The following is a 22,763-nucleotide window of genomic DNA, read 5'->3' on the forward strand; positions in this document are numbered from 1 at the left end:
CGAGTGTAGGAGCCTCGCGCACGCACCGCGACCGTCGAACGAAGACGGCGGATGCTAGGGACGGTAGGTCGAGAGGAAGTTGCCCAAGCGTTCGATCGCATCCGTCAGCACCCGTGATTCGGGAAGCGTCACGATACGCACGTGATCGGGAGTCGGCCAGTTGAAGCCGGTGCCGGGAACGAGCAGCACGTGCTCGGCGATCAGGAAGTCGTGCACGAACTTCCCGTCGTCGGGAATCTCGTACACCTCGGGGTCGAAGCGCGGGAACGCGTACAGCGCACCCTGCGGTCGCACGCACGTCACTCCGGGGATTGCCTCGAGCCCGCTCCAGGCGGCATCGCGCTGCTCATGGAGGCGACCGCTCGGGCCGATCAGAGCGTCGATCGATTGCACGCCCGACAGCGCGGCCTGCACGGCGTACTGGGCGGGAACGTTCGGGCAGAGCCGGGTCGAGGCGAGCAGGGTGATCCCCTCGAGGAATCCGTGCGCGTGACCCTTCGGGCCCGTGATCACGAGCCACCCCGAGCGGTAACCGGCCACGCGGTAGGTCTTGGACAGACCGTTGAAGGTCAGGCAGAGCAGGTCGGGGGCGACAGTGGCCATCGGGATGTGGTGCGCGTCGTCGTAGAGGATGCGGTCGTAGATCTCGTCGGCGAGCAGCAGCAGGGAGTGCTCGCGCGCGAGGTTGGCGATCTGCTCGAGCACCTCGCGGGTGTAGACCGCGCCGGTGGGGTTGTTGGGGTTGATCACCACGATGGCCTTGGTACGCGGGGTGATCTTCGAGCGGATGTCGTCGAGATCGGGCTGCCAGCCGTCGAGCTCGTCGCAGACGTAGTGCACCGGGGTGCCGCCACCGAGACTGGTCATGGCCGTCCACAACGGGTAGTCCGGAGCGGGGATGAGCACCTCGTCGCCCTCGTCGAGGAGAGCCTGCATCACCATCGTGATGAGCTCGGACACACCGTTGCCGAGGTAGACGTCGTCGGGGTCCACGTGCGGGAAACCGGGCTCCTGCTCGTAGCGGGACACCACGGCCCGACGCGCGGACATGATTCCGCGACTGTCGCTGTAGCCGTGAGCGTGCGGCACGGCCTCGATCATGTCGCGCACGATCTGGAAGGGCGCCTCGAAGCCGAAGACCGCGGGGTTGCCGGTGTTGAGCTTGAGGATGCGGTGACCCTCGGCCTCCAGGCGATCGGCCTCGACGAGCGCCTGACCGCGGATCTCGTACAGGACGTTCTTCAGCTTCGACGACTGGTCGAGCGATCGCGGCGGGGTCATCGTTTCAGACTAAACCCGCCGCGAACCGGCCAATCGACAACGCGTGGCACCGCTCGCGGCGCCCACGCTGCTACTTCTTCTTGCCCGTGGCGCGGCGATCGGCCCGGTTCTGCGGCTCCGGCGCTGCGGCCGGTGCGGCGTCGGTGCGCTGCCCGAAAGCACCGCGCGGGGCCTCAGCGGCAGGCTTGGCGACCGCGGGAGCGGCGGCGGCAGCCTTGCGGATGCGGTTGGTCGCCGCCTGCTGCACCTGCCCGCGATCGTTGCGCACCTCGACCTCGCCGGCGTCGTTGGACGCGGAGTACTCCAGCCGCAGCCCCTCGACGGGGGCGGCGGTGAGACCCTTGGCCTCGACCTGGGCGGTGTCCTCACCCTCGGCGCGACGCACTTCCACCTCGAGGTTGAAGAGGTAGCCGACGGACTCCTCCTTGATCTGGCCCATCATCGACTGGAACATCTGGTACCCCTCGCGCTGGTACTCGATGAGCGGGTCGCGCTGAGCCATCGCACGCAGGCCGATGCCGTCCTTCAGGTAGTCCATCTCGTAGAGGTGGTCGCGCCAGCGACGGTCGAGCACCTGCAGCACGACGCGACGCTCGAGCTCGCGCATCGCGGGGCTGCCGAGGGTCTCTTCGCGCTGGTCGTAGGCGATCTTGGCGTCCGAGAGGATCTCGCGCTTGAGGCCCTCCGCGGTGACGCGGCCCTTGTTGCCGGCCTCCGCCACGACCTCGTCGATCGTGACCGAGACGGGGTACATCGTCTTGAGCTCGGTCCACAGGGCGTCGAAGTCCCAGCTCTCGGTGTGTCCGCTGCCGGTGTGGTCGTCGATCACGGTGCTGATCGCGTCCTCGATGAAGTGCTGCACGCGGTCGGCGATGTCGTCGCCCTGCAGCATGTGCCGCCGGTCGGCGTAGATCGCTTCGCGCTGGCGGTTGAGCACGTCGTCGTACTTCAAGACGTTCTTGCGCACCTCGGCGTTGCGCGCCTCGACCTGGGACTGCGCGCTCTTGATCGCCCGCGACACCATGCCGGATTCGATCGCGACGTCGTCGGGGAAGTTGGTGCGGGCGAGGATCGCTTCGGCCGCACCCGACTGGAACAGACGCATCAGATCGTCGGTCAGCGAGAGGTAGAACCGGCTCTCCCCCGGGTCGCCCTGACGACCCGAGCGACCGCGCAGCTGGTTGTCGATGCGGCGGGATTCGTGGCGCTCGGTGCCGAGCACGTACAGGCCACCGGCCTCGACGACCTTGCCGGCCTCTTCCGCGACGGTGTCCCGCGTCTGCTGGTAGACGTCGTCCCACTCGGACTCGTAAGCCTCCGGGGTCTCGACGGGGTCGAGACCCTTCGCCTTCATGTCCTGGACGGCCATGAACTCGGCATTTCCCCCGAGCATGATGTCGGTACCGCGACCGGCCATGTTGGTGGCCACGGTGACGGCACCCAGACGACCCGCGCGGGCGACGATCTCGGCCTCGCGCGCGTGGTTCTTCGCGTTGAGCACCTCGTGCTTGATGCCCTTCTTGGCGAGCAGCCGGGAGAGGTACTCGCTCTTCTCGACGCTCGTGGTGCCGACCAGTACGGGCTGTCCGGTCTCGTGGCGTTCGGCGATGTCTTCCACGACCTGAGCGAACTTGGCCGTCTCGTTCTTGTACACGAGGTCGGACTGATCCTTTCGGACCATCGGCTTGTTGGTCGGGATGGGGACGACGCCGAGCTTGTAGGTCGACATGAACTCGGCGGCCTCGGTCTCGGCCGTACCGGTCATCCCGGCGAGCTTGCCGTAGAGACGGAAGTAGTTCTGCAGGGTGACGGTGGCGAGGGTCTGGTTCTCGGCCTTGACCGGAACGCTCTCCTTCGCCTCGATGGCCTGGTGGATGCCCTCGTTGTAGCGGCGGCCCACGAGGATGCGGCCGGTGTGCTCGTCGACGATCATGACCTCGTCGTTCATGACGACGTAGTCGGTGTCGCGCTTGAACAGCGCGAGGGCCTTGATCGAGTTGTTGAGGAACGAGATCAGGGGCGTGTTGGCCGACTCGTAGAGGTTGTCGATGCCGAGGTAGTCCTCGACCTTCTCGATACCGGGCTCGAGCACACCGATCGTGCGCTTCTTCTCGTCGACCTCGTAGTCGACGCCGGGCTCGAGGGTCTTGGCGATCTTGGCGAACTCGGCGAACCAGCGGTTGGCCTCCCCCGACGACGGACCCGAGATGATCAGCGGGGTACGAGCCTCGTCGATGAGGATCGAGTCGACCTCGTCGACGATCGCGTAGAAGTGCTCGCGCTGCACGAGGTCTTCCTCGCGCCACGCCATGTTGTCGCGCAGGTAGTCGAAGCCGAACTCGTTGTTGGTGCCGTACGTGATGTCGGCGGCGTACTGCTGGCGACGGACGTCGGGCGTCTGACCGGCGACGATCACGCCGGTCGTCATGCCGAGTGCACGGTAGACGCGGCCCATGAGCTCGGCCTGGTAGCTCGCCAGGTAGTCGTTCACCGTGATGACGTGCACGCCCTTGCCGGCGATCGCGTTGAGGTACACCGCGAACGTGGCGGTCAGAGTCTTGCCCTCACCGGTCTTCATCTCGGCGATGTTGCCGAGGTGGAGGGCGGCGCCGCCCATGATCTGCACGTCGTAGGGGCGCTGGTTGAGCGTGCGCTTGGCCGCCTCCCGCACCGCGGCGAACGCCTCGGGCATGAGCTGGTCGAGCGTCTCGCCCGCTTCGTGGCGCGTGCGCAGCTCGGCGGTCTCGCCCCGCAACTCGTCGTCGGTCAACTGGGCGTAATCGTCTTCCAGCGCGTTGACCGCGGTGACGACGCGCTGGAGTTGGCGGAGGATCCGCCCCTCTCCGGCGCGGAGCAGTTTCTCGAGAGGATTTGCCACGGAGCATTCCGATCTGTCGATGGGGCGCTGCACCTGTTGCGCACAACCGCCCGCCTGCGAGCAGGCATACCTCGCCATGTTATCCGTTCGTGACCTCCGAGGAACCCGAGAGCACGCCGGGCGAGGCGCGATGCGCGAGACGCCGGCATCCGATCGGACGCCGGCGACAGGAAAGCCCGCGCCCACGGCGAACACGCGGGATCGAGGGGGCGAGCGGACCGTAGGATCGACGCTATGGCCGGGTTCTGGGGCAAACGCAAACGTGAAGAGCAGGATTCTGCCGACGCCGACCTCATGCGGCGGGCGGAGATGGCGATCGTCGCCGCGGACGAACGCGTGCGCCTGACGACCGACGAACTCGACTTCGCGATCGCCGAACTCGGCGAGGGCCAGACGGCCGACCTGCGCAACGCGCTCGAGGCGGTGCGCACCCACCTCGCCGAAGCGTTCCACCTGCACCAGCTGAACCACGACGAGATCCCCGACACCCCCGAAGAGCTGCGCACGCGCAACGCGCGCATCATCCAGCTCTCGGAGTGGGCGGAGGACCTGCTCGAAGAGCGCACGACCGCCCTGCAGCCGGCGATCGAGCTCGTGCGCCGCGGCCCCGAGATCCTCGCCCGCGTGCGCGCCGACAGCGAGCGCCTCAGCGCACGCGTCCCGGCCGCTCGTGAAGCCGTGCAGCGCCTGTCCTCGCGGTACAGCGCCGCCGCACTGCAGCAGATCTCCGGCAACCCGGAGGAGATCGAGCAGCTGCTCACCTTCGCGACGCACAGCGCCGGCGTATCCGAGCGTCGCCGCGAAGCGGGTCAGCGCGAGCAGGCCGGCGTCGCGCTGGAGGCGGCGACCGAGGCGGTCCGGCGTGCGGAGTCGCTGCTCGACGCGATCGACTCCTACGAGATCGAGGCGCTCCGCGCGGAGTCGACCCTCGCCGCCGTCGTGGACGACTCGCGCGGCGACCTGGCGGACGCGCGGCGCGGCCCGCAGACGCCGGCGGTGAAGGAAGCGATGTCCGCCCTGGAGAAGGCGCTCAGCCAGCTGCCCGCCCCCGGTGCCCGCGACGACCCCTTCGGCGCGCTGTCGACCCTGCGTCAGGCCAACGCCGACCTCGACACGGCGCGCGAGCGCGCCTCGCGCCCCGTGATCCCGCAGACCCACGTGACGCACGCGGTCGATGACGCCGACCGCCAGCTGACGGTCGCCCGCAGCATCATCTCCGGCCACCGCGGCTGGATCGGTGCCGACGCGCGCACCCGCTTCGCCGAGGCCGAGCGCCTCCGCGCGGAGATCCCGATCGGCCCCGTCGCCGAAGAGGCCCGCGAGCGCACGATCGCGCAGGCCCGCCGGGTGGCGGCGCTCGCCTCCGAGGCATTGCAGCTCGCTCAGCGCGATATCGACTCCGCACGCCCCGACGACTGGGGCGGCAACGGCTGGGGCGGCCGCGGCGGCCGAGGCGGCGGCATGATGGGCGGCGGGGGAAGCCCCGTCGGCGGCATCCTCGGCGGGCTCGTCATCGGCTCGCTGCTCGGGGACATGTTCGACGGCTGAGCCGCAGCATCCCCCCTCCCCCTTCATGAGAAGCGGCCCGCAGGCCGGCTTACGACGCGGCGCGCGCCTCGGGCGGTGCGAGCGTCGCGAGCGAGATCACGCCGTAGTCCCAGCCCTTGCGGCGGTAGACGACGCTGGGGTGATCGGTGGCGGCGTCGACGAAGAGGAAGAAGTCGTGACCGACGAGTTCCATCCGATCGACGGCCTCTTCGACGCTCATCCACTCGGCGTCGAACCGCTTGGTGCGGATGACGACGGGGGTGTAGTCCGCCTCGTCCTCCTCGACCGCGACGACCGGGATCTCCCCCGTCGCGACCGCGCGCAGCATCTCGACCGAGGCGGGCTGCAGATCGAGGCCCTCGAAAGACCCGGTCCCCTTCTCGAACTTGGCGCCCCGCGGATGGTTGCGGGCGTCGACGCGCTTGTCCTTCGCGCGGCGCAGCTGCTCGCTGAGCTTGTCGACCGCGAGGTCGAGGGCGGTGAACTTGTCGCCGTCCGTGGCTTCCGCCCGGACGACGGGGCCCTTGTCGGCGAGCGTGAGCTCGACGGTCTCGTCCTCCATCCGACCGTTGCGGTAGGAGCGGTGGGTGACCTTCACCTCGAGCCCCTGGGCTCGGGGACACAGGTGCGAGAGTCGGTCGGCCTTCTCCTCGACCACGCTGCGGAATCGATCCGTGATACCGACTCCCACGCCGACGATGTTGGTGTCCATCCGTACCTCCTTGTTCCGGGTCCGCCCGGTCAAGGGCGGACTATCCGTCGCCTTCTGGTTCCCCCACCGTAGTCTCGCCGCCCCGCCGTGTCACGGGAGAAACACTGGTCTCGCCAAACCCCGCGTTTCGCGGGCGCCGGCGGAGGTGCAGCGGCGTCGCCGCCACGGTCACCGCTCCCACGACGTCCGCACCGGCGGCGACGAGGGCGCGCTCGGCCTCGCGCAGCGTCGCACCCGTCGTGACCACGTCGTCGATCACGATGACCCCGCGTCCCCTCACCCCCGAAGCGATCATGCTGCCCGCGGTGTTGGCTCGCCGCTCCTCGGCGGAGAGCCCCCGCTGGTCACCGGTCGCGCGGGTCGGACGCAGCACCCGAGCGGGACGCAGGCCCGCTCGGCGCACGAGCAGCTCGGTCACCCGATATCCCCGCCGCCGCATCGATGCCCGCGACGTGGGCATCGTCGCGAGCAGCGCGTCGGCCTCCCCCAGCCGAATGAGCGAAGCCGTGATCGCGGGAGCGAGAGAGGGGGCAAGAGACGTGCGCCCCTCCTCCTTCAGCGCGCGCAGCACCCGCGCGGCGACGCCCTCGAAGCGCATGCCGCTCCACACCCGCAGCGACCCGAGCTGTTGGGAGAACGGCTCGGGCTGCAGCGCGCTCCGGCATTCCTCGCACAGCGCGATGTCGGGCGCGTCGCAGCCGGCGCAGTCCACCGGCAGCACGAAGGTCAGCGCGTCGGCGAGCGCCCGCGACACGAGGGTGCGATCCATACCGACATCGTCACCCCTCCGCTGCACTCCTCACGTTGGTCCGCGAAGAAGGAGAACGGATGCTGCGCGCCTCCCCGCTGGGGAGGAGCGGATCACTGCGGCTGACCCTGCTGGATGGCGAGCAGGGAGATGCCCTTCGCGCTCTCCTCCCACGTCGCCCCCCGCTCGATGAGCAGCGCGCCCTCGGCGGTGCGCAGGCGGACGGTGGAATTGCCGCCGGCGATGTCCACGACGTTCGAGGCGAGCGCGGTGGACGTGCCGCGACCGCCGATCGGCTGTCGCAGCAGCGCGACCGCGTCGCCCGAGGTCACGAGGGCCCCCAGATCCACGTCGTTGAGCCAGGCCACGGCGATGCCGGTCGAGGAGCTGGTGGTCACGAGCTCGGGATCGCCCACGCCGCTCGGCCGGTCGTCCTCGCGCTGGATCCCGGCGACCCACAGCTCGGTGCGCCCGTTCGCCGTCACAAGAGCGGCGATGCGCGATCCTTCGCGGGAGATCTGGAACGACAGCAGTGTGGTCGCGCTCGCCCAGGGAGCGGTGATGACCACCGGCTCGCCGCCGGCGGGGTAGACGGTGAAGGTGTCGGGGTCGTCGCGCGCGGCGGTCCAGACCGCGCCGTCCCGGTCGATCGACGGCGGCAGAAGCGACGGGGTCGTCACGTCGAGCGCCTCGATGGTGCCGTTCGAGCGGGCGCGGACGACCGCTCCGGTATCGGTCAGCACCGCTGCGCTGCTCCAGGCGGGATCGACCGCTATCGACACGGCTCGGGAGTCCTCGAGCGCGTCGGAGAGCCCGGGGATCCGCTCGACGGAGTCGGCGCCGAGGAAGCCGACCTGACCGTCGGCGAGTTCGACGAGGGGCAAGCGGTAGACGCTCGGGTTGCTCACCGCTGCCGTGCGCTCCGCATCGAGCGGCGTCGTTCCGACCGTGAGCTCGACGGAGGTCACGTCGATGCTGGCGAGACTCTCCTCCAGCTGGGTCTGCATCCGATCCAGCGTCACCTGCTCGAGATCGAACGCCGTGGTGCTCAGCTCGACCTCCGCGGCGCTGCCGCTCAGCGGCACGGCGTTGCCGACGAGCGAGACGTTCTCCGGGAAGGCGTTGACCACGGCGCCCGTGAGCCATTCGCTGGGCGAGCCGTCGATCAGCGCCTGCGTCACGCGCGTCGCGATCAGGGGCCGCGGGAACCACCGGACGTCCGGCACGAGGTAGCGCCACGTCGGATCGAAGAACATCACGTTCGCGGGCTGGTACACGGTGTCGAAGACGTCCTGCGAGAGCACGATTCCGTCGCGGGCGTCCTCGATGCGCCACTGTCCGTCGCTCTGCACGAGGCGGAACTCCAGCGGCGTCGCGTTGCCGTCCGCCGGCGTGTATTCGCCCGTGGCCGACACGAAGGCCTGGGCCGTGACGCGCTGGGTGACGACGACGGTGGATGCCGGATCGGGCGTGGGTGACGCCGACGCGGCCGAGGTCGGCGCCGAGCGATCGGCACTCCGATCGATCGTGACGCCGGCGAGGGGATCCCACTCCTCGGCGAAGTCGGGGGTGAGGTACAGCCGGGCCCGCGCCCAGTCGTCCTGCGGCCCGGAGCCGGCACCCAGGAAACCGGAGACGATCTGCTCGGGCGAGGCGCCGCTCGGGGGCGGGTCGGGCACGAAGTTGTACGGCCGCGCATCGCTGTTCTGATCCGGCCCGAGGCCGGGGTTGACCGGCCCCGATGTCGGGAGACCCGTGCACGCCGTCAGGGCCAGCAGCATCCCCATCGTCAGGATCGCGATGACACGTCTCTTCACGAGACACCCCCTGTCACGTCGATGGGCTGGGTCACGCCGAGCGCGTCCAACGGCGCCGTGGCGTCGTCGCGCGGCACGAGCGACAGGGGTGAACCCTCGACGGCAGCGCCGGAGCGCGGCAGGGTCAGCACGAAGTTCGAGCCGTGCCCGGGTTCGGACCACACGGCCAACGTCCCCCCGTGCAGTCGGGCGTCGCCGAGGGCGATCGAGAGGCCGAGCCCGGTGCCCCCGATCGTGCGCACGCGGGAGGGGTCGGCGCGCCAGAAGCGGTCGAAGACGCGCTCCGCGTCGGCCGGCTTCATCCCCATGCCGAAGTCGCGCACCCCGAGCGCGACGGTGTGCTGGTCGCTGTCGACCGTGATGACGATCGGGCGCCCCTCGCCGTGCTCGATCGCGTTGCCCAGCAGGTTGCGAACGATCCGGCGGATGCGGCGGGGGTCGAGGTCGACGGGCGAATAGCCGCCGGGGGCGACCAGGCGCACGTCGGAGCCGTGTTGCTCGGCGAGCTGCGCCATCGAGGCGATCACGTCGGCCGCCAGGTGGGCGAGGCTCGTGGGTTCGAGTTCGAGTTGCACGGAACCGGCGTCGTAGCGGCTGATCTCGAGCAGGTCGGTGAGCAGCGTTTCGAACCGCTGCACCTGGGCGTGCATCAACTCGGCCGCGCGCGCGGTGGTCGGATCGAACTCGTCGCGGCGATCGTTGAGCATGTCGGAGGCGAGGCGGATCGTGGTCAGCGGGGTGCGCAACTCGTGGGAGACGTCCGAGACGAAACGCTGCTGCACGAGCGAGAGGTCGGCGAGCTCTTTGATCTGCGACTCGATGCTGTCGGCCATCGCGTTGAACGAGCGCCCGAGGGTGGCGAGCTCATCGTCGCCGCGCACCTCGAGACGCACGCCGAGATCGCCCGCGGCCAACTTCGCGCTCGTATCGGCGGCCTCACCGATCGGCTCGGTGACCGAGCGCAGCACCCACCACGCGATCCCCCCGATGAGCACCAGCAGCACGATGCCGACCATCCAGAGGATCGCCTGTACGAAGCCGAGCGTCTGCGCGGGGCTGGAGAGGTCGTAGGCGAGGTAGAGCTCGTACGGCCCGACCTCCGGGATCACGAGCTGCTGGCCCACGATGATGCCGGGCACGGTGCCGCCGTCATCGGTGGGCAGGGCGACCGACTGCCACCACTGCGTGCCCTGCTCGTTGGAACGCACCTGCTGGCGCAAGCCCTCCGACAGCAGGCTCTCATCGAAGGAGGCGCGGTTCTGAGGCGCGTTGGGGGTGATGTCGGTGCCGATGCGGTACACCGCGAAGACGTCGGTGCTGGCCTGCTGCAGCAACGGACCCAGCACGCTCTGCAGCAGGTTCTGCGTGGCGACGGTGTTCTCACCCGCGCCGACCGCCGAATCGAGCGTGATCTGGGCCGACTGCGTCGCGTTCTGAGAGCTGTCGAGCACTTGACGCAGGCGCGATTGGAACAGGTCGTTCTGGATCGCGAGCGCCATCCCCACGCAGGCGACGAGGATCGCCAGGGCTGTGAAGACCAGCGTGATCAGGACGGTGCGGAAGCGCAGCGATCGGCGCCAGAGGCTCGACAGTCGCGTGGGCCACGACCGCCAGTCGCGAAACAGCCGCCGCGGCGGAGCTGCGACCGGACGCGACATCACCGCCTCACACCACCGCCCCGGCTCGATACCCGACGCCGCGTACGGTCGTCACGATCCGGGGGTTGTCGGGGTCGGTCTCGACCTTCGCGCGCAGCCGCTGCACGTGCACGTTGACCAGGCGCGTGTCGGCCTTGTAGTGGTAGCCCCACACCTGCTCGAGCAGCATCTCGCGGGAGAAGACCTGCTGCGGCTTGGAGGCCAGCGCGACGAGCAGCTCGAACTCGAGCGGAGTGAGACTGATCGCCGTCTCACCGCGGCGCACCTCGTGCGCGGCGACGTCGACGGTGAGGTCGCCGATGCGCAGCGTCTCGCCGGCGGCCTGGCTCGCGGGGCGAAGGCGGGTGCGGATGCGAGCGACGAGCTCTTTCGGGTTGAACGGCTTGACGATGTAGTCGTCGGCGCCCGACTCGAGTCCGCGCACCACATCGGCCGTGTCGGTGCGTGCGGTGAGCATGATGATCGGGATGCCGGATTCCGCCCGCACACGGGAGCAGATCTCGATGCCGTCCATACCGGGCAGCATGAGGTCGAGCAGGATGAGGTCGGGGCGCTCGCGACGGAAGGCGTCGACCGCCTGCGCACCGTCGGCGCAGAAGGCGGTGTCGAATCCTTCGGTGGTGAGGACGATGCCGATCATCTCTGCCAGCGCGGTGTCGTCGTCGACGACCAAGATCCGTGATGTCATCTGCGCGTCGTCCCTCACATCCGCCCAGCGCGACGGTAACGCGCCCGCGGCCTGTGCGTGCGCTGACATCACAGTAGTCGACGCCACCGGGAGGGCGCCGATAGGAGGACCCCGGCGTGTGACACGATAGACGCCAGCCGCAGCACGAGGAGGCACCCACCGTGACCGCGTACCCGGCCTGGACGCCCGCCCCCCGCCCGGGGATCGTTCCGCTGCATCCGCTCGGATTCGGCACGATCCTGGGCAAGTCGTTCTCCGCCCTGCGCCAGAATCCGCGCGTGCTGCTGGGCTTCGCCCTGTGCGTGCAGGCGGGCGCCTATCTGCTCGTGATCTTCGCCACAGGCGGTGTGGCGATCGCGAGCTTCTCGCGCCTGGACACCGTGCCTTCCGGTTCCGAGGAGTTCGACGCGATCCTCGCGGGCTCCATCGCGATCACCGTGATCACGGGGCTCGTCCTGGGCCTCGCCTCCGGTGCGCTGGGCGTCATCGTGCAGGGTGTCGTCGTCAGCGAGGTCGCCGCTGCCGTCATCGCCGAGAAGCTGACCCTGGGACAGATCTGGCAGCGGTTGCGCCCCGTCGCGTGGCGCCTGATCGGCTACGCCGCGCTGGTGCTGGGCGCGGTCCTGCTTGTGATCGCCGTCGTCGGCGGGGTCGTGGTCGGTCTCGGTTTCGTCGTGCTGCCGCTGGCGATCGTGCTCGGGGTGCTGCTCGTGCTCGGCTCGATACCGCTCTCGCTCTGGCTGTCGACGAAGCTCCTTCTCGTGCCGGCGGCGATCATCCTGGAGGGGGCCGGGATCCGCGCGGCGATCGCCCGCTCCTGGCGCCTCACCCGCGGCCGGTTCTGGTCGACGTTCGGCATCCTCGTGATCATCTCGATGACCTTCAGCGTGGTCGCCCAGGTCGTCAGCATCCCGCTGTCGTTCCTCTCCAGCGGGCTGAGCACGATCGTCTCGCCGACGGGCGATCCGGAACCGGCGGCGATCGTCGCCGTCATCGTCTCGGCCGTACTCACCCAGGCGCTGACGATCCTCGTGCAGTGCGTGGCGCTGATCGTGCAGTCCACCGCCGCCGCCCTCGTATACGTCGATTGCCGCATGCGCCACGAAGGCCTCGACCTCGACCTGCAGACGTATGTCGAGCGGCGCGATGCGGGTGCCACCGACCTGGCCGACCCCTACCGCGAGCACATCGGGCGCACGATCGCCCCCCGCCCGGCTCCCGGCGGACCCTACTACCCGGGCGCGTACCCGGCCCCCGGAGGGTATCCCCCGCCGGGGGCGTACGCTCCCGGCGGTTATCCGACGCCCTACGGCGCTCCCGCGCCCTCGCCGTACGGCGCTCCCGGCTACGCGGCGCCGCCCGTTCCCGGCACCCCGGCACCGGGGACGCCCACGCCCGGCCCCGACACGGCTGCCTCTCCCCCGCGCTGGACGGCTCCGGGCGAAACCTCGTGAGCCGCGCGGTCGCTGAGCTGCTCCTCGCGGGCGCCGCGCTGACACCCGACCGCGACGACGCTCGCGAGTGGGCGGAGCGCGAGCTGCAGGATCCCGCTTACGCCGCGGCGGAGCCGAACCTGATCGACCGGGCAGCGCAGGCGGTCGGTCGATTCTTGGAGAACCTGTTCGGCGGCGGGATCCCCAGCGCGTGGGGTCCGGCGTTCGCGGTGATCGCCTCGATCGTCGTGGTGGTGATCGTCGTGGCAGCGCTGCTCATCTGGGGGCGCCCCCGCTCGGTCGCCCGCGTTCGCGCGGACGAGAGGGCGGAGCTGTTCGGCGAGACGGACGTGCGTTCCGCCGCGGAGCTGCGGCGTCTCGCGGCGGCGGCCGCGGCCCGCTCGGACTGGGACGACGCCATCGTGCTGCGCTTCCGGGCCGTCGCGCGCGGCGTCGTGGAGCGCACCGCCGTCGAGGTGCCGGCGGGCACGACGGTGCACGGCTTCGCCCGCACGGCCGGAGCGATCTTCCCCGGGGAGGCGGGACGGATGGATGCTGCGGCCACCGCGTTCGATGATGTGCGGTACTTGCGTCGCCACGGCACCCGGCAGATGTACGACAACATCGCCGCGCTCGATGACGCCCTCGCCCGCGCCCGCCCCGTGCTCGCGAGCGCCCGGTGAGCGCCCCGACCGCGACACGCCGGCGGCGGCGCACCCTCGTCGGCTGGCTGATCGTGGTCGCCGTCCTCGTTGCAGTGGCGCTCGTCGGCGGCCTGCTCGCTTTCGGCGGTTGGACGCAGCGCGACCCCCTCGACCCCGAGTCCGCCGCCCCCGAGGGCACCCGCGGGCTCGCCCGGGTTCTCGCCGAGCAGGGCATCGACCTGCAGGTGGTGCGAGGCCGGGACGACGCGCTCGATGCGCTCGGCGCCGGGGAAGCGGGTGTCACGCTCGTGCTCCCCGACGCCGCCTACCTCTCCGACGACGCGATCGTCGAGCTCGCGGATGCGGCGACCGACGTGGTGCTGATCGAACCGCGCGCACGCACGCTGCGCCTGCTGCTGCCCGGGTCCGCTCCCGCGGGCGCGGCCGGGACCGCCGAGGTGGCGCCCGAGTGCACGGTGCCGGCCGCCCAGCGAGCCGGGGGTATCACGGCCGGTTCCCTCGCCACCGCCGGCGAGGAGGTGACCGGCTGCTACCCGGTCGACGACGGTTTCGCCCTCCTCACCCGCACCCTCGACGGGCGCACCGTGAGCGCCCTCGACGCGGGCCCGGTCTTCGCGAACGACGCGCTCACCGACGCCGGCAACGCCGCGCTCGCGCTGAACCTGCTCGGCTCGCAGCCGCGGGTCGTCTGGTACGTACCGAGCCTGACCGACGCCGACGTCGGCGAGGCCGCCCCCACCCTCGGCGAACTCACCCCCGACTGGGTGACCCCGGTCATGCTGCTGCTCCTGGCCGCGGCCGGGGCGGCGGCGCTCTGGCGCGGCCGCCGCTTCGGCGCGCTCGTCGCGGAAGACCTCCCCGTCACCGTGCGCGCCTCCGAGACCACCACGGGCCGCGCCCGCCTCTACGCCCGCTCGCAGGACGCCGGTCACGCGATCGATCAGTTGCGCCTGGGAACGCTGGAGCGGATCGGACGGATGCTGGGACTCCCCGCCGCCGCTTCCCCCGCCGCCGTGGCCGACGCGGTCGCCCAGCGGTCGGGATCCGACCGCGCCGAGGTGCACAGCATCCTCATCGACACGACACCGCGCACCGACCGGCAGCTCGTCGAGCTGGCCGAGCGACTGCGCTCTCTCGAAACGCGCGTGCACGACATCGCCGCGCCGCACACCGCTCCACCGGAAAGGGACACCCCATGACAGACACCGATGACGCGGCGCTGCGCGAGAGCATGCACCGGGTACGGCTCGAGGTCGGCAAGGCCGTCGTCGGCCAGGACGGCATCGTGACGGGCCTGCTCATCGCGCTGCTCTCACGCGGTCACGTACTGCTGGAGGGCGTTCCGGGCGTGGCCAAGACCCTGCTCGTGCGGTCCTTCAGCCGAGCCCTCGGTCTCGACACCAAACGCATCCAGTTCACGCCCGACCTCATGCCGGGCGACGTCTCGGGATCGCTCGTCTACGACGCCCGCACCGGGGAGTTCGAATTCCGTGCCGGGCCGGTCTTCACCAACATCGTGCTCGCCGACGAGATCAACCGCACGCCGCCCAAGACGCAGGCAGCCCTCCTGGAGGCCATGGAGGAGCGTCAGGTCTCCAGCGACGGCGTCACACGGCCGCTGCCCGAGCCGTTCCTCGTCGCCGCGACCCAGAACCCCGTCGAGCACGAAGGCACCTACACGCTGCCCGAGGCGCAGCTCGACCGCTTCCTGCTCAAGCTCGTCGTGCCCCTCCCCTCCCGCGAGGCGGAGCTCGCGGTGCTCCGCCGCCATGCCGACGGCTTCGACCCGCGCGAGCTGGGAGCTGCGGGGCTTGCGGCCGTGGTCACGCCGGCCGAGATCGTCGCCGCTCAGGCGGCTGCAGCATCCGTCGCCGTCGCCGACGACGTGCTCGGTTACGTCGTCGATCTCGCCCGCGCCACCCGCGACAGCCCCTCGGTCGAACTCGGCGTGAGCCCCCGGGCGTCGACAGGCTTGCTGGCGGCAGCCAAGGCGTGGGCGTGGCTCGGCGGTTACCCCGCGATCACGCCCGATCACGTGCAGGCGATGCTCGTACCGACCTGGCGGCACCGCATCCGACTACGCCCGGACGCCGAGATCGAGGGCGTCTCGGTCGACGCGATCCTCACCTCGGTCGTACAGCAGACCCGGGTGCCGATCTGAGTCATGTTCGTCACCGGTCGCCTTCCCCTCCTGCTCGCCCTCGGCGCAGCGCCCGTCGTGCTGCTCTCGCTCGCCGGCGTGAACGCGGGCCTGACCGCGCTCGGCTGGATGCTGCTGTGCCTGGCGGCGGCGACGCTCGACGTGGTGGCGGCGGGCGACCCCCGGCGCCTGCGCGTCGAGCGACGCCTCCCTCGGCGAGCGCTGCGCGATCAGAGCGTGCCGACGCAGGTGCTGCTGACGAACGAGGGCGCGCGCCGGGTGCACGGGCGACTGCGCGATGCGTGGCAGCCCACCGCGGGGTCGCCCGCCGAGCGCGCCCCGATCGACGTACCGGCCGGCGAGCGCCGCGCGATCGCGATCACCCTGCTCCCCCGGCGGCGCGGGGAACTCGGCAGCGATGCCGTCGTCGTGCGCTCCCTCGGGCCGCTCGGTATCGCGGGCCGTCAGACGCGGATCGACGCGCCCGGACGCCTGCGGGTGCTCCCCCCGTTCACCGCCCGCCGCCACCTGCCCTCGCGGCTCGCGCGGCTGCGCGAACTCGACGGCAACACCAGCGTGCAGGTGCGCGGGCAGGGCACGGAGTTCGATTCGCTGCGCGAGTACGTGCGCGGCGATGACGTGCGGGCGATCGACTGGCGCGCGACGGCCCGCGCCGGCTCCACGATGCTGCGCACCTGGCGTCCGGAACGCGACCGGCACGTCGTCATCGTGATCGATTCGGGGCGCACGGCCGCCGGCCGCGTCGGCGACGGCGTTCGCCTGGACGCCGCGATGGAGGCCGCCCTCCTCCTCGCGGCCCTCGCGACGCGGGCAGGCGACCACGTTCACCTCGTGCTGTTCGATCGCGTCGTGCGCGCCCGCGTCACCCGCGTCGACGGTCCGGCGCTGCTGCCGGCGATGATCGACGCGATGGCGCCGGTCGAGGCGCAACTGATCGACACCGACTGGGATGCCGCCTTCGCGCAGGTGCGGATGCTGACGGGGCACCCCTCGCTGGTCGTGCTGCTCACGGCGCACGACGAACCGCTCGCCGCACGCGGTTTCCTCGCCGCACTCCCGGCTCTCACCCGGCGGACGCGCGTACTCGTGGCGACGGCCACCGACGCCGACCCGGAAGAGCCGCCCCTGCGCGATGCCGACGATGTCTACGCCCGAGCCGCGGTCGAGCGCGCGCGTCGCGACGCCGACCGCGTCGGCGGCGCGATCCGTCGCGCGGGGGGCGAGTCGCTCGTCGCGTCCGCGGAAGAGCTGCCGCCACTCGTCGCCGACCGCTACCTCGCGCTGAAAGCCGCCGGGCGCCTCTGAACCGCGAGGACGGCGCCCGAGAAGGCACCGGCCAGGCTGTCGGTCGGCCGTGGATCCGTGATCTATGCACCTGTTGCCATACGGCAACGCTTAGGCTTGTCAGGATGTGGCCGCGAGAGAGTGCACATTCTGCCCCGCCCGTATGACGGCCCACACCGTTCCCCTTCGGAAGACGCGGAGATCCCTTGCCCGGAAATGCATCCACTCGATTCGACGACGTCGCGCTGATCTCGGTCGCGAGCGTCCTTCCCGGACGCGTGACCTCTTCGGACGACATCGAGCGACGTCTGTCGCCGGCATTGACGCGGATGCACCTCAAACCCGGGCTGCTGCGCCGCGTCGCGGGCGTGCTGGAACGGCGCAACTGGGCCGAGGGTGAGAACTCCGACGACGCGACGATCGCGGCGGCTGAGCAAGCCCTCGAGGAGGCGGGCGTGCAGCCCCACGAAATCGGCCTCATCATCAACACCTCCGTCACGCGCAAGCACCTGGAGCCCTCCGTGGCGGTGCGCCTGCATCACGGACTCGGCCTCCCCAGCTCCGCGGTGAACTTCGACGTCGCCAATGCCTGCCTCGGCTTCATCAACGGCATGAGCCTCGCCGCGAGCATGATCCAGTCGGGCCAGGTGCAGTACGCCCTCATCGTCAACGGCGAGGACGCCGACGACGTCCAGGTGAACACCGTCGCGCGCCTCCTCCGCGATGAGATCGATCGCGACTCGTTCATGAGCGAGTTCGCCACCCTGACCCTGGGCTCCGGCGCCGCCGCCGCCGTGCTCGGCCGCGCGAGCGAACACCCCGAGGGCCACCGCGTGCTCGGCGGCGTGACCCGGGCGGCCACCCAGTTCCACGAGCTGTGCGTGGGCAGCGTCGACGGCATGTTCACCGACGCGAAGGCCCTCCTCAAGGGCGGCATGGAACTCGTGACCGCGGCATGGCGCGAAGCGCGTACCGACTGGTCGTGGACGGGAATGGACCGCTACATCACGCACCAGGTCTCCGCGGTGCACACCAACGCGATCGTCAAGGCGATCGGCCTGGATCGCAGCCGCGTGCCCGTGACCTACCCGCGGCTCGGCAACGTCGGCCCCGCCTCGATACCGATCACGCTCGCGGAAGAGCAGGCGACGCTCGCGAAGGGCGATCGCGTGCTGCTCATGGGGGTGGGCTCCGGGCTGAACACCGGCATGCTCGAGTTGGCGTGGTGAGCTCGGCGCCCGCGCGCTACACCGCGGACGCCGCCACCCTCCCTCCCGCAGGTCTCCCGGGGCTCGATCCCGCGTGGTCCCGCCTCGTCGACGTCGCGGGAGTCGGCGCTGACGTCGGCACCACCCGGCAGTGGCACGTCCTCGACACGGGAGACGTCCTCTCCCGGGCGGGGACCGACCCGATCGGCACGATCGTGGCCGTCCACGGCAACCCCACCTGGTCGTACCTCTGGCGCGCGGTCGCTGCCGCCAGCGTGCGCGCCGCGCGCGAAGGCGGCGCCGCCTGGCGCGTGATCGCGGTCGATCAGCTCGATATGGGCTTCTCCGAACGCACCGCGGTCAGCCGCACGCTCGCCCAGCGCATCGCCGATCTCGGCGCGCTCATCGACACCCTCGCGCCCGCCGGCCCGATCGTCACGCTCGGCCACGACTGGGGCGGACCGATTTCCCTCGGCTGGGCCGTGCAGCATCCCGAACGCCTCGCCGGCGTGATCGCCCTCAACACCGCCGTCCATCAACCCGCCGAGCGTGCGATCCCGCTCCCCCTGCGTCTCGCCGGTGCGCGCGGACTGCTCGCCGCCAATACGACGCGCAGCACCGCCTTCCTCGACGTGACCCTCTCGCTCGCCGAGCCCTCCCTCGACCCGACCGTTCGCGCCGCCTTCCGTGCCCCCTACCGGGTCGCCGCGCGGCGCCGCGGCATCGGCGCCTTCGTGGCCGACATCCCCGCCACCGCCGCGCACCCGAGTACCCCTGCGCTCCGCGGGGTCTCCGACGGGCTCACCACGCTCACCGTTCCCGCGCTGCTCCTGCGCGGCCCGAAAGACCCGGTGTTCCGCGAGTACCACCTCGACGACCTCGCCCGCCGCCTCCCGCACGCCGACGTGCACCGCTTCGAAGGCGCCGGTCACCTGCTCGCCGAAGAGCGGCCCTACGCCGACGTCGTGCTCGCCTGGCTGGCCGATCGGGTCGAGCCGGCGCTGACGGGTGCGGGGCCGGATGCTGTCGCCGAGCCCGACGTCCCCGACGCGGCGCCCGCCGCAGCTCCCCTCTGGCAGAGCCTGTTCGAGCGCCGCAGCGACGATGACACCGCGGTCATCGACATGAGCACCGATCGCGGGGGCGCTCCGCTGCGCGTCAGCTGGCGGATGCTGGCGGAGCGGGTCGAACAGCTCGCCGCGGGCCTCCACACCCTCGGGGTGCGCCGCGGCGACCGCGTCTCGCTCCTGGTGCCGCCGGGCCCGACCCTCACCGCCGTCCTGTACGCCTGCCTGCGGATCGGCGCGGTCGTCGTGGTCGCCGACCGAGGCCTCGGCATCCGCGGCCTCTCGCGCGCGGTGCGGGGAGCCGCGCCCGACGTCGTGATCGGCGAGGTCGCGGGCCTGGCCGCCGCCCGCGCGCTCGGCTGGCCGGGCATCCGCATCTCGGCTCCCCACCTCCCCGCAGCCGCTGCCCGGGCGCTCGGGGTGGAACGGAGCCTCGCCGAGGTCGCCGCGCTCGGCGAAACAGCATCCCTCCCCCTGCCGCCCACTCCGGACGACGTCGCAGCCGTGCTGTTCACGTCGGGGTCGACCGGACCCGCGAAGGGCGTCGTGTACACGCATGCCCAGCTGTCGGCGCTTCGAGACGCTCTCGCCGCGCACTTCGAGGTCGGCGCAGACACCGGCCTCGTGACGGGCTTCGCCCCCTTCGCCCTGCTCGGACCCGCCCTCGGCACCCGCTCCGCCACACCCGACATGGACGTCTCGGCCCCGCGCACCCTGACCGCCGTCGCCGTCGCGAACGCGGTGAGGGAATCGGCGGCGAAGATCGTGTTCCTCTCCCCGGCGGCCGTCGCCAACGTCGTCGCCACCGCCGCCGAGCTCGATGACGCCGACCGCGCTGCCCTCGCCGGGGTGCAGACGTTCCTGTCCACCGGTGCCCCCGTGAGCATCGAGCTGTTGCGCGCCGCCCAGCGCCTCATGCCGAACGCGGTCGCCCACACCCCCTACGGCATGACCGAGTGCCTGCTGGTGACCGACCTCACCCTCCCCGGCATCGAGGACGCCGCCCGCTCCGGCCAGCGCGGCGTCTGCGTCGGCGCGCCGATCGGCGAAGGACGTGTGCTCATCAGCACGCTCGACGACGCGGGTCACGCGACCGGCGTCCCCGCGGCCGAACCGGGCGTCTCCGGCGAGGTCGTCATCTCCGCGCCCCACCTCAAGAGCGGGTACCACCGGCTCTGGCTCACCGACCGCACCGCGGCCCGGGATGCGGCGCCCGCGGGTGCGCTTCCGGCGGAGCGGTGGCATCGGACCGGCGATGTGGGCCACCTCGACGCCGAGGGCCGACTGTGGATCGAGGGGCGACTGCCCCACGTGATCACGACCGCCACCGGACCGGTCACCCCGGTCGGGCCTGAGCAGGACATCGAGCGCGTCGCCGCAGTACGTCGCGCGGCCGTCGTCGGGGTCGGTCCCGAGGGTCGACGTCAGAGCGTCGCGGTGGTCGAGACGGTGCCCGCGACGCGGCGTGCGGCCGTCGCACCGCCCGAGCTCACCCGCGCGGTGCGCGCCAGCACCGAGCTGCCGCTCGCCGCCGTCCTCACCGTGCGGGACCTCCCCACCGACATTCGCCACAACTCCAAGATCGACCGCTCGCGCCTCTCCGCGTGGGCAGAGTCCATCCTGGCCGGACGCACGCCCACCGCGCCGTGATCGTCCTCGCCACCGGATCGTCGGGTTTCCTCGGCGGCGCCGTCGCCCGGGCCCTGCTCGGCGCCGGTCACGAGGTGCGCACCCTGCAGCGCCGTCCGAGCGGCATCGCGGGAGTCACCGACATCCGCGGCTCCGTCACCGACCCCGCCACCCTCGACGAAGCCGTGGCCGGCGTCGACGCGGTCGTGCACCTCGCGGCCAAGGTATCGCTCGCCGGTGCCGCATCGGAGTTCCACACCGTCAACGTCGAAGGAACGCGGATGCTGCTCGACACCGCCGCCTCCCACGGCGTCACGCGTTTCGTGCATGTCTCCTCCCCCTCGGTCGCACACGCAGGCCACGCGCTGGCGGGCGTCGGCGCGGAGCCGGCCGACCCCGTCAACGCCCGTGGCGAGTACGCGCGCACCAAGGCGCACGCGGAGATCCTCGCCCTCGCGCGCAACACGGCGGGTTTCGCCGTCGTGGCGGTGCGCCCCCACCTCGTGTGGGGCCCCGGGGACACGCAGCTCACGGAGCGGATCGTGAGCCGCGCGCGCCGAGGCACCCTGCCGCTGCTGAACGGCGGCACAGCACTCATCGACTCGACCTACGTCGACAACGCGGCCTCCGGCATCGTCGCGGCCCTCGATCGCGCACCCGCCGTCGGAGGGCGCGCCTACGTGCTCACGAACGGCGAGCCGCGGCCCGTGGGCGACCTGATGGCCGGCATCTGCCTCGCCGCCGGTGTCGCGCCGCCGCGCTTCAGCGTGCCCGCCCCCGTGGCACTCGCGGCGGGCTCGATCATCGAACGGCTGTGGGCGATCCGTCCCGGCACGGACGAGCCGCCGATGACCCGCTTCCTCGCCGAGCAGCTCTCGACCGCCCACTGGTTCGAGCAGGAGAGCATCCGTCGCGATCTGCAGTGGGCTCCCGCCGTCAGCGTCGACGAGGGCCTCGAGCGCCTCGCCCGGCACTACGCCGCCTGAGGCTCACCCGGCGACGAGCCTCGGCGTTCCGGCTTCGTACTCGGTGAGGTCGCCCGATTCGCCGGCGAGCGCGGCGCGACGACCGAGGACGAGCATGTAGACGAGGAAGACGCCCAGCGCGAGAGCGCCGAGGAGCAGTTTGACCTGCCACGGCCAGGTCTGCGGGGTGACGAACCCCTCCACGAGGCCCGACAGGGCGAGCACGAACACCAGCCCGATCGCGATCGTGCCGAGCGAGCGTCCGGCCGCGGCCAGCGCCTCGCCGCGGGTGCGCGCACCGGGGGCGACCCACGCCCAGAAGATCTGCAGCCCGGCCGCCGCCGCGACGAAGATGGCGGTCAGTTCGAGCAGGCCGTGGGGAAGGATGAACTGGAAGAACACGTCGCCGCGACCGAAAGCGATCATGACGGCGGCCGCAGTGCCGACCCCGACGGCGTTCTGGATCACGACCATCACCGGCCAGAACCCGGTGATCCCGAAGATCACGCACTGAGCGGCGATCCACGCGTTGTTCGTCCACACGGTGCCGGCGAAGACCGCCGCCGGGTTGTCGGTGTAGTAGCCCGTGAACTCCTGCTCGGCGTAGTACTGCAGATCGGCCTCCGGGCCGAGAGCTGCGAGAGCGGAAGCATCCGTCGACAGCCATGCGGCGACGAGAGCGCCGACGATGACGAATCCGACGGCGACCGCGAGCGTCGCCCATCGCACCCGGTAGAACGCGGCGGGCAACTGCCACACGAAGAATTGCGAGATCTGGCGCACGACGTTGCCGCGCACCCCCGTCAGGCGCAGGCGGGTGCGCGCGAGCAGGGTCGAGACGTAGTCGCCCTGGGGCGTGCGTCCGGCGGTGGTCTTGATCTCCGCGAGGTCGGCGGATGCGGCGCGGTACCGCGTGACGAGTTCGTCCACCTCTGCTCCGCTGAGGCGCCGACGGCGGCCGAGTTCGTCGAGGCGGGCCCACTCCTCCCGCCGAGCGGCGGTGAGTGCGTCGAGGTCCACT

General features: G+C 71.3%; 17 protein-coding genes. 9 read left to right on the forward strand and 8 right to left on the reverse strand.

The genetic code is table 11. The annotated features are described in order from the left end of the window. Positions 1 to 54: 54 nt before the first annotated feature. The gene (locus ACFXP5_RS05330; RefSeq protein ID WP_394543794.1) at positions 55 to 1,281 is read right to left on the reverse strand and encodes a pyridoxal phosphate-dependent aminotransferase; all 1,227 of its coding nucleotides are present in this window, start codon (positions 1,279 to 1,281) and stop codon (positions 55 to 57) included. A 70-nt stretch (positions 1,282 to 1,351) separates the two neighbouring features. Continuing rightward, positions 1,352 to 4,159 carry a preprotein translocase subunit SecA gene (gene secA, locus ACFXP5_RS05335; RefSeq protein WP_394527484.1) on the reverse strand — a complete coding sequence of 936 codons (2,808 nt, stop codon included), beginning with the start codon at positions 4,157 to 4,159 and terminating at the stop codon, positions 1,352 to 1,354. Between the two features lie 234 nt (positions 4,160 to 4,393). On the opposite strand from secA, the gene ACFXP5_RS05340 reads away from it, so the two are divergent. Next, entirely contained in the window at positions 4,394 to 5,707 is a 1,314-nt protein-coding gene (locus tag ACFXP5_RS05340) for a hypothetical protein (RefSeq protein WP_394527486.1), read from the forward strand. 49 nt (positions 5,708 to 5,756) lie between these two features. Here ACFXP5_RS05340 and hpf read toward each other — a convergent pair whose 3' ends face one another. The 5 genes from hpf to mtrA all read right to left on the reverse strand — a co-directional run bounded on the left by hpf (position 5,757) and on the right by mtrA (position 11,330). Next, a complete protein-coding gene (gene hpf, locus ACFXP5_RS05345) occupies positions 5,757 to 6,419 on the reverse strand; it encodes a ribosome hibernation-promoting factor, HPF/YfiA family (protein ID WP_394543795.1) in 663 nt (220 codons plus the stop codon). Positions 6,420 to 6,459: 40 nt separating this feature from the next. After that, the gene (locus tag ACFXP5_RS05350) at positions 6,460 to 7,188 is read right to left on the reverse strand and encodes a ComF family protein (protein WP_394543797.1); all 729 of its coding nucleotides are present in this window, start codon (positions 7,186 to 7,188) and stop codon (positions 6,460 to 6,462) included. 92 nt (positions 7,189 to 7,280) lie between these two features. Further along, positions 7,281 to 8,984, reverse strand: a complete 1,704-nt coding sequence (locus ACFXP5_RS05355; RefSeq protein ID WP_394543798.1) for an LpqB family beta-propeller domain-containing protein — start codon at positions 8,982 to 8,984, stop codon at positions 7,281 to 7,283. Beyond that, positions 8,981 to 10,642 carry an MtrAB system histidine kinase MtrB gene (mtrB, locus tag ACFXP5_RS05360; RefSeq protein WP_394543799.1) on the reverse strand — a complete coding sequence of 554 codons (1,662 nt, stop codon included), beginning with the start codon at positions 10,640 to 10,642 and terminating at the stop codon, positions 8,981 to 8,983. Before mtrB ends, ACFXP5_RS05355 begins: the two co-directional genes overlap by 4 nt. A gap of 7 nt (positions 10,643 to 10,649) precedes the next feature. Then, complete coding sequence (gene mtrA / locus ACFXP5_RS05365; protein ID WP_394527493.1) at positions 10,650 to 11,330, reverse strand: MtrAB system response regulator MtrA; 681 nt, start codon at positions 11,328 to 11,330, stop codon at positions 10,650 to 10,652. A 161-nt stretch (positions 11,331 to 11,491) separates the two neighbouring features. On the opposite strand from mtrA, the gene ACFXP5_RS05370 reads away from it, so the two are divergent. The 8 genes from ACFXP5_RS05370 (at position 11,492) to ACFXP5_RS05405 (ending at position 21,763) form a co-directional block, all read left to right on the forward strand. Beyond that, positions 11,492 to 12,784: a DUF7847 domain-containing protein gene (locus ACFXP5_RS05370; RefSeq protein WP_394543800.1), complete on the forward strand. Its 1,293-nt coding sequence runs from the start codon at positions 11,492 to 11,494 to the stop codon at positions 12,782 to 12,784. Then, a complete protein-coding gene (locus tag ACFXP5_RS05375) occupies positions 12,781 to 13,446 on the forward strand; it encodes a DUF4129 domain-containing protein (protein ID WP_394543801.1) in 666 nt (221 codons plus the stop codon). Before ACFXP5_RS05370 ends, ACFXP5_RS05375 begins: the two co-directional genes overlap by 4 nt. Further along, positions 13,443 to 14,627: a DUF4350 domain-containing protein gene (locus ACFXP5_RS05380; RefSeq protein WP_394543802.1), complete on the forward strand. Its 1,185-nt coding sequence runs from the start codon at positions 13,443 to 13,445 to the stop codon at positions 14,625 to 14,627. Before ACFXP5_RS05375 ends, ACFXP5_RS05380 begins: the two co-directional genes overlap by 4 nt. Next, entirely contained in the window at positions 14,624 to 15,589 is a 966-nt protein-coding gene (locus tag ACFXP5_RS05385; RefSeq protein WP_394527498.1) for an AAA family ATPase, read from the forward strand. The genes ACFXP5_RS05380 and ACFXP5_RS05385 overlap by 4 nt, the downstream gene beginning before the upstream one ends. A gap of 3 nt (positions 15,590 to 15,592) precedes the next feature. Next, entirely contained in the window at positions 15,593 to 16,894 is a 1,302-nt protein-coding gene (locus ACFXP5_RS05390) for a DUF58 domain-containing protein (RefSeq protein ID WP_394543803.1), read from the forward strand. A gap of 185 nt (positions 16,895 to 17,079) precedes the next feature. Continuing rightward, a complete protein-coding gene (locus ACFXP5_RS05395; RefSeq protein ID WP_394543804.1) occupies positions 17,080 to 18,102 on the forward strand; it encodes a 3-oxoacyl-ACP synthase III in 1,023 nt (340 codons plus the stop codon). Next, the gene (locus tag ACFXP5_RS05400) at positions 18,099 to 20,798 is read left to right on the forward strand and encodes an alpha/beta fold hydrolase (protein ID WP_394543805.1); all 2,700 of its coding nucleotides are present in this window, start codon (positions 18,099 to 18,101) and stop codon (positions 20,796 to 20,798) included. Before ACFXP5_RS05395 ends, ACFXP5_RS05400 begins: the two co-directional genes overlap by 4 nt. Beyond that, the gene (locus tag ACFXP5_RS05405; protein WP_394543806.1) at positions 20,795 to 21,763 is read left to right on the forward strand and encodes an NAD-dependent epimerase/dehydratase family protein; all 969 of its coding nucleotides are present in this window, start codon (positions 20,795 to 20,797) and stop codon (positions 21,761 to 21,763) included. Before ACFXP5_RS05400 ends, ACFXP5_RS05405 begins: the two co-directional genes overlap by 4 nt. Positions 21,764 to 21,766: 3 nt before the next feature. Here ACFXP5_RS05405 and ACFXP5_RS05410 read toward each other — a convergent pair whose 3' ends face one another. Then, the gene (locus ACFXP5_RS05410; RefSeq protein ID WP_394527504.1) at positions 21,767 to 22,762 is read right to left on the reverse strand and encodes a stage II sporulation protein M; all 996 of its coding nucleotides are present in this window, start codon (positions 22,760 to 22,762) and stop codon (positions 21,767 to 21,769) included. Position 22,763: the final 1 nt, after the last annotated feature.

The sequence above is a fragment of the Microbacterium hanjuni genome, assembly GCF_043556395.1.
In the GTDB taxonomy this organism is placed as follows: Bacteria; Actinomycetota; Actinomycetes; order Actinomycetales; family Microbacteriaceae; genus Microbacterium.